General features: G+C 43.9%; 1 pseudogene. It reads right to left on the reverse strand.

From position 1 onward, the window contains the following. A pseudogene (locus R0J87_RS23360) lies at positions 1 to 246 on the reverse strand (phage/plasmid primase, P4 family); the annotation flags it as partial.

Raw genomic sequence — 246 nt, forward strand, 5'->3', positions numbered from 1 at the left:
CTAATCGAATGCGTCGCCATATACCCTTATCGCTTCCCTTTACAATTGGTTTATGGTTTGTCGTAAAAAACACTTTAAATTCCGGTGTAAACTCAAAATACTCCTGGCGCAAGAAACGTGCGGACATCTTTTCGCCACCGGTGATCTGCTTCACTAATGATTCTGAAAGTTGCTGGCCTTCTTCACTCTCTACAGCCGACACAAAGCGTGCACCATCAAGACGGGCTATGTCATTATTAATGCTGT

The organism is Halomonas sp. SIMBA_159 (assembly GCF_046536035.1).
Taxonomy (GTDB): domain Bacteria; phylum Pseudomonadota; class Gammaproteobacteria; order Pseudomonadales; family Halomonadaceae; genus Vreelandella; species Vreelandella venusta_A.